Source organism: Blautia sp. HCN-1074 (assembly GCF_037890165.1).
Taxonomy (GTDB): Bacteria; Bacillota; Clostridia; order Lachnospirales; family Lachnospiraceae; genus Blautia_A.
Genome location: NZ_JBBKBP010000082.1, coordinates 1 through 468, shown reverse-complemented (window position 1 = coordinate 468; position 468 = coordinate 1). Strand labels below are relative to the sequence as shown.

At 47.2% G+C, this 468-nt stretch carries 1 pseudogene; it reads left to right on the top strand.

Annotated elements, in window-relative coordinates:
* Nucleotides 1-310 (top strand): annotated as a pseudogene (locus tag WKT11_RS19865) (IS200/IS605 family accessory protein TnpB-related protein); the annotation flags it as partial.
* Between the last annotated feature and the right edge of the window lie 158 nt (nucleotides 311-468).

Sequence of the window (468 nt, the reverse complement as noted above, 5' to 3'; positions counted from 1 at the left end):
GATGCGGATATCCCGGATCTGTGCATGGAATACCAGCAGACTGGCTTATGATGGTTCCGGGGCGGTAACACGTGACTGGGAAAATCACAGCCTCTGTACTTTCCAGACAGGAAAACGATATAATTGTGACCTGTCAGCATCCTATAATATAGGAGCCAGATATTTTATAAGGGAACTTTTAAAACCCCTTCCGGTAACGGAAAGGTCTTTGCTGGAGGCAAAAGTCCCTCCTGTAAAGCGTAGAACCTCATGCGTCTATGCAGATCTGAGGAAACTCCATTCAGAAATGGAACTCTTAAAAGCAGCATAGATACAGGCAGATATACAGCGGACTACCTGTAATGTGGGAACCAGCCATATCTGGCATGGGAAATGCGCATAACTGCGCACCTAAGTTACAGGCGTATCCGCCGATATTCAGTCTGACGCCTAAAGCGTCTGGAAGCACGTGACTTTAGCCATGTGAGG